Below are 9,679 nucleotides of genomic sequence, written 5' to 3'. Positions count from 1 at the left end.
TTTAAATTTAATAATGATACCAATAAAGCAGCACCCGCCTGGGATTGCAAATCCCAGGCTGATAGCACAAGTCCACTCTCCAGTGGACTAAAATATGCAACCAGTCCTTTAAAGAAAGACTCTCCTTGGGTTTGAGTCCATTTTAATGGACTTGGGCTATTAGCCAAGGACTTGAGTCCTTGGCGGGATGGTGGGTTAATTGAGTATATGCAACCAGTCTTTCCATTCGCTTATAAACCTACGGAAAAATATAAAATAGCGATCGCCAAGATTGCCAAAATAAACGTTTTTCTGTCTCCGGTATATATTACACCTCAAGACTCATTCTATAAATGCATGTTCTTCTTATCCCTTTCCCTTTCCCCTTTCCCATGAGTCCCTTTCCCCTTTCCCATGAGTCCCTTTTCCCTCTGCCCTGACTTCTGCAAGAAGTCTATTCCTTGAATATGAGTTCCCAATCTGACAAAATTCTTGTTGTAGACGATTCTCCTGATAACATATTTTTAATCAAAACCATTCTGGAGGAAGAAGGTTACATAGTTAGTACGGCAGAAAATGGTGCTTTAGCGATCGCCAAAATTGAAACATCTGGTTGTGACTTGGTATTGCTTGATTTGATGATGCCGGGAATTGATGGTTATGAGGTTACAAAACGAGTACGTAGTAATACTGAATTACCATATATCCCGATTCTGCTGATTACCGCTCATGACGCACCGAATGTTGCTCAAGGATTAGATTTGGGTGCGGATGATTTTATCCGCAAACCTGTAACAGTGGATGAATTATTAGCACGAGTGCGATCGCTTCTTCGACTCAAACACAGCATAGACGAACGTGACGAAATTGCTCTTCAGCGAGAAGATTTTGTTTCTCGTCTGACCCACGACTTACGTACCCCTTTAGTCGCAGCAGATCGAATACTAATGCTGTTTGGGCAAGGAGCTTTAGGAAATCTATCAGCGCAAATGGAGGAAGTTATCACCATTATGGCTCGCAGCAATACCAACCTGCTAGCAATGGTGAATACCTTATTAGAAGTTTACCGCTTTGAAGCCGGTCGCAAAACCCTAGCGTTTCAACCAGTTAATCTGCGATCGTTATTAGAAGAAGCTGCGGGAGAATTAACACCTTTAGCGCAAGCCAAATCACTCGCGATAAATCTGGATTTGACAGACGAATTAAGCAGTAAAATGATAGGCGATCGCTTAGAACTACATCGCTTATTCACCAACCTTCTAGGCAATGCGATCAAATTTACCGACATCGGTTCAATTACCATCCGCTTAACTTCTCAAGCTGAAATTGTTACCATTGAAATAGCAGATACAGGTTCAGGTATTCCCCCCCAAGAACAAGCTACCTTATTTGAACGATTTCGCCAAGGAAGCCACAAAAGTTCTGGTAGTGGTTTAGGACTTTATCTTTCTCGTCGAATCGTCGAAGCACATGAAGGAACTATTCGAGTTAATTCTGAATTCGGTAAAGGTAGTGTGTTTATTGTAAATTTACCCGCAAAACAGGAGATTGCATCTATTAGCAAAAATCAATAATTAACCGCAGATAAACGCAGATAAATGCCGATAAAAATGGGAGCATACCAATTTTATGAAAACACAAAAAATTCTAACTCCAACTCCGCGAAGCTCTGCCTAGACCTCTGGGTCACTCTGGGTTTCAAAAATTAACTAAATCCTTTAGTATTTTCGGAAAAAACATGCTTACGAACTTATCCATCCCTGATATTATCAGCAAACAACGTGATTTTTTTCAAACAGGAGAAACCAAAAATATTGATTTTCGCGTTGCCCAATTAAAAACTCTCAAACAAGCAATAATTGAAGATACAGAAGTTATTATCGAAGCACTGAAAGCAGATTTAAACAAACCAGAATTTGAGGCTTATGCAACAGAAGTTTTAGTATATAAGGAAATTGATTCGGCAATAAAAGATATTAAAAATTGGACTAAGCCGAAGAAAGCAGCAGTTTCCCTGGACTTTTTCCCTGCATCAGCACGAATTTATCCCGAACCGCTGGGAGTAGTTTTAATTATTGGTCCTTGGAACTATCCATTGCAGTTGATTATATCCCCATTAGTGGGTGCGATCGCTGCCGGCAATTGTGCAATTATCAAACCTTCAGAACTCGCACCTCATACTTCTCGTGTTTTAGCGGATATTATTACAAAACATTTCGATCAGGCTTATATAGCAGTGTTAGAAGGAGGTGTAGAAACAAGTCAACAACTATTAGCAGAAAAGTTCGACCACATCTTTTTCACTGGCGGCACAGCAGTTGGTAAAATAGTCATGGCAGCTGCGGCAAAACACCTCACACCAGTTACCTTAGAATTAGGCGGTAAAAGCCCTTGCATTGTCGATGATGACATCAATCTGGAACAAACTGCCAGACGTATTACGTGGGGTAAATTTCTCAACGCAGGACAAACTTGTATTGCACCTGACTATCTTTTAGTTGATAAAAAAATCAAAGATAATTTGTTAGCTAGCATTCTCAAATGTCTCAAAGAATTTTATGGTGATAATCCGGCAACCAGTCCTGATTATGCCAGAATTATTCATCAAAAACACTTTGACAGGTTGGTTAATTTCTTAAAAGATGGTAAAATTATAGTTGGTGGAGAAAGTAATTCTTCAGAGTCTTATATTGCCCCGACGGTGATTGATAAAGTTTCCTTAACAGATGCAGTGATGGAGGAGGAAATTTTTGGACCGATTTTACCTGTGATTGAATACACAGATATTGGTGAAGCGATCGCCTTAATTAATTCTCGACCAAAACCCCTAGCTTTATATCTATTTTCCCAAAACAAAAACCTCCAAAAGCAAGTATGTCAGCAAACTTCATCTGGAGGAGTGTGCATCAACCACACAGTCATCCAAGTTGCTGTCTCATCTTTACCATTTGGGGGTGTAGGTGAAAGCGGTATTGGTAGCTATCACGGTAAAGCTAGTTTTGACACTTTCTCCCATTACAAAAGCGTGTTATACAAGTCTTTCTTGCTAGATGTTAAATGGCTATACCCTCCCTACAAAGGTAAATTATCCTTACTAAAGCGAATTCTTGGGTAGGGAATCAGACATATTGTAGAGACGTTTCGCACATAGGCGTCTCTACGACGGTTGCTGCCAACACAGGTAAATAACTAGAAGCTGCTATAACGTTCTTCAGCCCAAGGTTCACCACGACGATGATAACCATTACGTTCCCAAAAACCGAGTTCTTCACGCTCTAAAAATTCTAAACCATTAATCCATTTAGCACTTTTCCAAGCGTAAAGATGAGGAACAACTAACCGCATTGGAGCACCATGTTCTGTTGACAAATCTTCATCAAATACTTTAAAAGCAAAGAAATTTTCTTCGCGCACAAAATCTTCAATTGCAATATTAGTAGTGTAGCCACCGTAGCTGTGTTCCATAATGTGAGCAGCTTTCGGGTCTACTGAAATCAGCTTCATAAAATCTGTCACTTTAATACCAGTCCACTTGACATGGAGTTTTGACCAACGTGTTACACAGTGAAAATCTGCTGTAAATTGATGTTGGGGTAATGCCATAAAATCAGACAAAGTAAAAGTAGCAGGTTTTGCCAAACCCCAAACTTTAAATTCCCATTCATCTATGTTAATTTTGGGGGTTGCACCGTAAGTTAAGACAGGGAAGCCCTTAGTTAAATATTGTCCTTGAGGAACGCGATCGCTTTCTTCTTTTTGTGGTTTCTGAAAAAATTTACCTAGCATAATTGAAGAAAAATAAGTTTTCTGAAGATAAGTAACTCGGCGTAATTAAATATAAAATGTACCCCTAATTCGTAGTGAGCGGTTTACCGCTGTTTGTAAAGGTTTTGAGGGCTAGAGCCGCTCACTACATTTTAAAGGGTTTATTTTACACTCCATTGCTTAATTAATATTTGTATCTTTCTGTACACAATTGTAACAAATAATAGGTCTTCCCAATTACCTATTACCTATTTCTGATTAACTCGATTAACTTTTCCGGACTACCCATTAGACCTATCCGTAAGTTAGAACTTTATTTACCTGAAACCTAGCTCTGGAGAGGGTTTTAGAGTTTTCTATCTGACATAAACTCAAAAGCAAGCTATGTAGGTAGGGGTTTCAGCTATTTTAAGCTTTATTTATGGACAGGTCTATTCAAAAAAAGGAAATTATTCCTCTTCTTGCTCTTCTTCAGCAGTTGGATAAACAAATGTAGAACGTCCAGACAAAATCGACTTGCCTAACGAAAGAGCTTTCTGAGCTTGAATTACAGCTTTGTGCTTCCAGGTAGCTCGGCGTTTATCTCTTTTGGACTTCGATGTTTTCTTCTTAGGAACAGCCATGACAGCAGATATCGCAATTTTTGACAACCTTTTTATTCTAAGCCATCAATTGCCACTCAGTTAGTAATTGATTTTCACAAATATTCTCCTGATACCCTAGTAGTCCGCAAAGCTAACTTTGCGGGGTCAAACATTAGGATACAAGCAGTCCATCTTTCTCCTTGCATCCGTGGTTTTCAAGCGCCAATTTACACTTGCATGTTGAGAATTACGCTGTTTCTCCCAAGTTGAAATTTCGCCTTCTCCAACTGCGAGCGATCGCTAATCCGTCTGTCTAAACATTGACGAGATAAAATAGAAAATTCAATTTCGACCTGATTTAAGGTTCCTCGCGTGTTTAGGGGTGTAATGAAACTCTAGTTTTTGGACAATCCTACGGGCAAGAGTGCGGATCAAAAACCTCAGACAACGCGACTGGATTGTGGGTGTTTAGGTTATCAACAACTAAACGAATAACATCTGCCTCCTGGCAATAAATATCTACTAAATCCTTCATCTGTTTCGCAAAATCAAACGAGCGTGCGTTGTTTTCTAACTTCGATATGTCGCCATCCTACCAATGCTTGGAAATACGCACTCTAATTAACACTTCCGTTTCGCTTATACTCATAGTCGTAACGCTCTGGTTGATCGGGTTCTGGAAGCAGTGGTTGTCTAACTTATTCTAGAAGTTGGTATGGAGTCTCATCAAAACAGATTACTGGGCGCTTGGGAACGCACACGGTTCGTTGTATAAATCTAATACATCTTCCATCCGCAGAACATAATCAGCATTCACGGATGGTATGCACCACTGTTCCTTTAACCACAGTTTTATCTGGTTTTTTTTAGCGTTGGACGCACTGTTTCATCAGAAATTGATTCTACAATACCGAGGCTTACCAGTTGATCTGCCAAAAGCTGCATTGAAAATGGGAGTAGGCCCTTCGGGTGCAGTTGAACAAGCTGTGGCTACCAGAAAGGCTTCAAGATAACCATCAAGTTTACGAGGCTTTGGGGGATGGGGACGGTCAGAAGCGTGCATACTCCAGACCCCCTGTCACAAATTTCTCACGAGTGCGCTCGACGGTTGAGACATTTATGCGTAAGGTAGAGGCGATCGCGTTATCAGAATAATCCTCACTTGCCATCAGAAGAATGTTTGCAAGGGGTTTTGGTTCGTGCTTTGTGCTTACCTATTTTAGGAGCGCGATCGCAGTTGAGATAATTCCGCTTCGTTTCAATCTACAATCTATTTTTTTGCCATGATACTACCCTGATTCCTCGCATACTAAGTAGCTTAACAGCATCGGCTAGTACCTGGCTTTCGTTGGCTTGGTGGACTACTAGGGCGTGTTTTCGCTCCTCGTTATATCCGAAAAAGTCGGCGATCGCAGGGTGGATTGATGAACCGAGGAGATTTAAGTAATGAACAGTGGGAAAGGTTAAAACCGTTACTACCACCATCAAAGCCGCGAACGGGTAAGCCAAATTATGACCATCGCACGGTCATTAATGGCATTCTTTGGATATTACTCCCGAACCGCTCAAAGAATACCTGATTTAACGAACCGCCTTCTCTGCGAGAGGCACAAAGGCTACGCGCTTCGCGTCTTTGAAGGAGAAGATGCCAAGGACACAAAGGAAGAAAAAAGAGGATAGGTAATCTTAAACCGGGAAGGGAGTAAGAACTGGGGCACCGTGGCCAGATATGCCCGAACGTTATGGAAAGTGGGAGAGTGCGGCAACAAGGTTTTATAGATGGCAAAAAGCCGGAATTTGGAACCAAATTTTGCAGCATTTACAAGCGATACCTTCGGTAAGCTTCTCTACTGGAGTTTAGACTAAATCAGTCTCCGCAAGACTGTAGCCGCGTACAAAAAAATAGAGAGATACCTGTGTAAAAACAAGCATCTCTCGACGGAAGATGAGAAAAGCACAACCAATTCTCAACCTTCCCTATGAAACTTTTATCTAAACTCAAAGCATTTCGTCAAGAGGCATACTCATATCTGGTTTGAGCAAAGGATGCAACATTTGAACTGATGGATGCAATTATGTTGACTCGAAAAGCCGATAGTTTGGCAGATTTATCTTTATGCCCGGTATTTCGTCGCAAATGGTCGTTACACCTATGAATCGGTTCAAGATACACGACCACAGCGAAATAAATTGATGAAATTGTATATTGAGCAAATAAAGCCAGAAGGACGCATTTTGCTGGCTGGCGACCATACTACATGGTCAAGACCCAATGCTTCTACCCTAAAGGAAAGAACCTACGAGCATTATGCTCAAGGAGGATTAGGGGGCAAACCAGTCACGGCTGGCTATGGGTATAGCACGCTAGCTTTAATCCCAGAAGCATCCGGGAGTTGGGCATTACCTTTAAGACATGAGAGAATAACCAGCTGGGAAACACCGATACAGAAAGCAGTATGGCAACTTAAAAAAGTATGCCCACAATTACCAAGTAGAGCAATTTCATGCTGGGATATTGAGTATGGATGTGCGCCGTTCATTACTCAAACAGCGGATATAGAAGTTGATAAAATCATACGTCTACGGTCGAATTTATGTTTGTGGACTGCACCACCAACATACAGTGGCAGAGGTAGACGACGAGTTCACGGTAGTAAATTTAAACTTCTTGATGAATCAACTTGGGACGAACCTGCCCAAACAACAGAATTAGAAGATGCGAAACTAGGGAGATTAAAAATTCGCTTGTGGAACGAGCTACATCTACGTAAATCTCCATTACACCCAATGTCGGTGATCTTAGTTGAACGTTTGAAACCTGATGGTAGTAAACGAGTCGCCAAGCCAATGTGGTTGGCTTTTATTGGAGAATCAATGCCTTCTTGCACTGAGATATTCCAATATTACTTGCGTTGGTTTGGTGTTGACCATTGGTATCGTTTTGCAAAACAACGGCTACATTGGACACTACCAAAATTCTCAACTCCAGAACAATCTGACAGATGGAGTGACCTCATGCCATTAATTACTTGGCAATTATGGTTGGCACGAGATATCGTTAAGAATAACCCTTTACCTTGGCAAAAAACAGCCTAAAAGCTAACTCCGGGAAGGGTTGCACAATCGATTGGTGCAATTTTGGTGGCGATTCACACACCCGCAAAACCTCCAAAACCACGCGGAAAATCCCCTGGCTGGAAACCACAACAAACACGCATACGTAGAATTAACTACCCTGTTGTTAAAAAACGAACTAAAACTCGCATTCAAAAGCAACCTCAGCCAGCTTAAAATCGTTGAATTTTTCAATTTGTATACTGATGTGTATTAGATTCTTTCTGCTGCACTGTTTTGTCATGCGTTAGTCTAAACTCCAGTATTTAAAATTTTGTCTGGGTGCTATAGAAATCGTCGAAAACGATTTGGTTTGCGGTTTAATCTCATCGCTGGTCTATATAACTATGAGCTTCGCCTAGTTAAAACTGGCTCTATTTGACCGACTTTTGCAAGAGGTCTATTGTTTAAGCGTAAATAATTATTGCTTCTTATTGAGAAGAAAATATTATTCAGGGTAGGTAAATAATATAACTATACGAGCAAGTAAAGTATTTGTTTATTCTCATTGTCGAGAAAATATTCAGTAAAAACCCTTTTATGACAGTTAGGGTGCGGAATGTGGGATCCATCGTTTAGCTCCTGCCACTTGAGAGTCTTGTTTTTCTGACCCATCTTGGGTAGTGATAAATTCAGGGGCTAAGGAAATCACTTGGGCTGACTTGGTGCAACAATTACGGGTAGAATCGCGCTATGAAAATAAGTGACAGTACCGTTTTTATGGGTGCGACTCGAACAACACTCACAGTGGATGGTTTGAGAGCTAAAATACTGAGTGCCATAATCGGCTACCAACAGGTGTCCACCCAGACAGTAAACTACCCACCACGCTCCCTGAGTACAGGTTCAGTGGGGGCGTTGTTATCGCCCAGAGTTTACCCGACTAAGTACCTTGAGTACTACGATTTTTAGGTCATCTCACCTACAAATACGAAGCTGCTGTTGTAGCTCTGAGGTTAACGATTAAACAAGCGTATTGGGTTTGAAGCTAGTGTCGTTAACGTAAAAAGCCTTTAAATCTTTGTCCAGGCTAACCTTACCCGAAAGGAGGGACTTATGTCCAAAGTATTCGTTATTGATCAAAGCAAACGACCGTTAAACCCAATCCATTCAGCACAAGCAAGGCAGTTATTGAGGAACAAAAAAGCTGCTGTTTATAGACAATTTCCATTCACTTTAATCTTAAAAGAGTCGCGAATTGAATCACGAGTATCTTCTCTCAGATTAAAGATTGACCCCGGCGCAAAATTCACGGGATTAGCGCTGGTTGACGATGTAAGTGGAGAGGTTGTATTTGCTGCCGAGCTAAAGCACAGAGGTTTTGCAATTAGGGATTCATTGACCTCTAGAAGACAACTAAGACGTGGTAGACGCGCTAGAAAAACAAGATATCGTCAGCCTAGATTTTTGAACAGAACCCGTCCACTAGGATGGTTAGCACCATCCTTACAAAGTCGGGTTGACAATATTAAAACTTGGGTTAAGAAACTGCGTAAATTCGTATTGGTTGAGGCTATCAGCCAAGAACTAGTACGTTTTGATATGCAACTAATGTGTAACCCAGATATCCAAGGGAAAGAGTATCAACAAGGCACACTTGCTGGTTATGAGACACGAGAGTATTTACAAGGGAAAGTGGGGTAGACAATGCGCCTATTGTGGCGTTAAGGATGTGCCGTTTCAGATAGAACATATTCATCCAAGAGCAAAGGGAGGTAGTAATTCTATTACAAACCTCACTCTAAGTTGCGAAAAATGTAATACGAAGAAAGGAACGTCATACATTAAAGAATTTCTGAAAAAAGACGCTACTCGGTTGGAAAGAATCTTAAAACAGGCAAAAAACCCATTGGCAGGTGCAGCCGCAGTAAATACAACTCGGTGGGCATTATTCAGAGTTTTAAAAGCCACAGGTTTACTAGTAGAAACCGGATCAGGAGGATTAACAAAGTTCAATCGCAGTCAACAGAAGCTAGAAAAGACTCACTGGTTAGATGCGGCTTGTGTTGGTAAATCAACTCAACAGCTGATAATTAAAGGCATTAAGCCATTGTTGATTACAGCTAATGGACATGGTTCTAGACAATCATGTAGAACCGATAAATATGGATTTGTGCGATTCGTTCCCTATAAAGTGGAAAGGCTACCAGCCTAAAAACGAACTAGGGGCAAGGAGACTAGTCCTTCGTATTGACTAGAACAGAACCTTGACAACTTGGTTTCCATGCAGATGAAAT

At 40.9% G+C, this 9,679-nt stretch carries 9 protein-coding genes and 4 pseudogenes; 8 read left to right on the top strand and 5 right to left on the bottom strand.

Annotated elements, in window-relative coordinates; genetic code table 11:
• The first annotated feature begins 446 nt into the window (after window positions 1–446).
• Entirely contained in the window at window positions 447–1,553 is a 1,107-nt protein-coding gene (locus OGM63_RS09665) for an ATP-binding response regulator (RefSeq protein WP_263745299.1), read from the top strand.
• Between the two features lie 164 nt (window positions 1,554–1,717).
• Window positions 1,718–3,094: an aldehyde dehydrogenase gene (locus OGM63_RS09660; RefSeq protein WP_263745298.1), complete on the top strand. Its 1,377-nt coding sequence runs from the start codon at window positions 1,718–1,720 to the stop codon at window positions 3,092–3,094.
• Window positions 3,095–3,168: 74 nt separating this feature from the next.
• On the opposite strand, the gene OGM63_RS09655 is transcribed toward OGM63_RS09660, so the two are convergent.
• The 4 genes from OGM63_RS09655 to OGM63_RS29785 all read right to left on the bottom strand — a co-directional run bounded on the left by OGM63_RS09655 (window position 3,169) and on the right by OGM63_RS29785 (window position 5,497).
• The gene (locus OGM63_RS09655; RefSeq protein ID WP_263745297.1) at window positions 3,169–3,765 is read right to left on the bottom strand and encodes a sulfite oxidase-like oxidoreductase; all 597 of its coding nucleotides are present in this window, start codon (window positions 3,763–3,765) and stop codon (window positions 3,169–3,171) included.
• Window positions 3,766–4,193: 428 nt separating this feature from the next.
• Window positions 4,194–4,367: a 50S ribosomal protein L32 gene (rpmF, locus tag OGM63_RS09650; RefSeq protein WP_263745300.1), complete on the bottom strand. Its 174-nt coding sequence runs from the start codon at window positions 4,365–4,367 to the stop codon at window positions 4,194–4,196.
• An 850-nt stretch (window positions 4,368–5,217) separates the two neighbouring features.
• Window positions 5,218–5,391, bottom strand: coding sequence for a helix-turn-helix domain-containing protein (locus OGM63_RS29790; protein WP_375340473.1), 174 nt, complete (start codon window positions 5,389–5,391; stop codon window positions 5,218–5,220).
• Window positions 5,378–5,497 (bottom strand): helix-turn-helix domain-containing protein, encoded by a 120-nt coding sequence (locus OGM63_RS29785; protein WP_375340472.1) that lies wholly within the window; start codon window positions 5,495–5,497, stop codon window positions 5,378–5,380. The genes OGM63_RS29790 and OGM63_RS29785 overlap by 14 nt, the downstream gene beginning before the upstream one ends.
• A gap of 255 nt (window positions 5,498–5,752) precedes the next feature.
• Between OGM63_RS29785 and OGM63_RS09640 the strand changes: the two are divergent.
• The 3 genes and pseudogenes from OGM63_RS09640 to OGM63_RS09630 all read left to right on the top strand — a co-directional run.
• Window positions 5,753–5,881: pseudogene (locus OGM63_RS09640) on the top strand (transposase); the annotation flags it as partial.
• A gap of 161 nt (window positions 5,882–6,042) precedes the next feature.
• Window positions 6,043–6,189: pseudogene (locus OGM63_RS09635) on the top strand (transposase); the annotation flags it as partial.
• A gap of 233 nt (window positions 6,190–6,422) precedes the next feature.
• Window positions 6,423–7,424: a transposase gene (locus tag OGM63_RS09630; protein ID WP_318528438.1), complete on the top strand. Its 1,002-nt coding sequence runs from the start codon at window positions 6,423–6,425 to the stop codon at window positions 7,422–7,424.
• A 583-nt stretch (window positions 7,425–8,007) separates the two neighbouring features.
• On the opposite strand, the pseudogene OGM63_RS09625 reads toward OGM63_RS09630, so the two are convergent.
• Window positions 8,008–8,255: pseudogene (locus OGM63_RS09625) on the bottom strand (ISNCY-like element ISAtsp9 family transposase); the annotation flags it as partial.
• Between the two features lie 243 nt (window positions 8,256–8,498).
• Between OGM63_RS09625 and iscB the strand changes: the two are divergent.
• From iscB to OGM63_RS09610, 3 genes and pseudogenes are all read left to right on the top strand, one after another.
• The gene (gene iscB, locus OGM63_RS09620; protein ID WP_263745294.1) at window positions 8,499–9,086 is read left to right on the top strand and encodes an RNA-guided endonuclease IscB; all 588 of its coding nucleotides are present in this window, start codon (window positions 8,499–8,501) and stop codon (window positions 9,084–9,086) included.
• Window positions 9,049–9,183 (top strand): annotated as a pseudogene (locus tag OGM63_RS09615) (HNH endonuclease); the annotation flags it as partial. The gene iscB and the pseudogene OGM63_RS09615, both read left to right, overlap by 38 nt.
• 75 nt (window positions 9,184–9,258) lie before the next feature.
• Complete coding sequence (locus tag OGM63_RS09610) at window positions 9,259–9,597, top strand: hypothetical protein (RefSeq protein ID WP_263745301.1); 339 nt, start codon at window positions 9,259–9,261, stop codon at window positions 9,595–9,597.
• Window positions 9,598–9,679 lie beyond the last annotated feature (82 nt).

The organism is Plectonema radiosum NIES-515, assembly GCF_025753815.1.
In the GTDB taxonomy this organism is placed as follows: Bacteria; Cyanobacteriota; Cyanobacteriia; order Cyanobacteriales; family Nostocaceae; genus Hassallia; species Hassallia radiosum_A.
The sequence above is the reverse complement of the archived record's forward strand: the minus strand, read 5'-3'. Positions and strand labels throughout refer to the sequence as shown.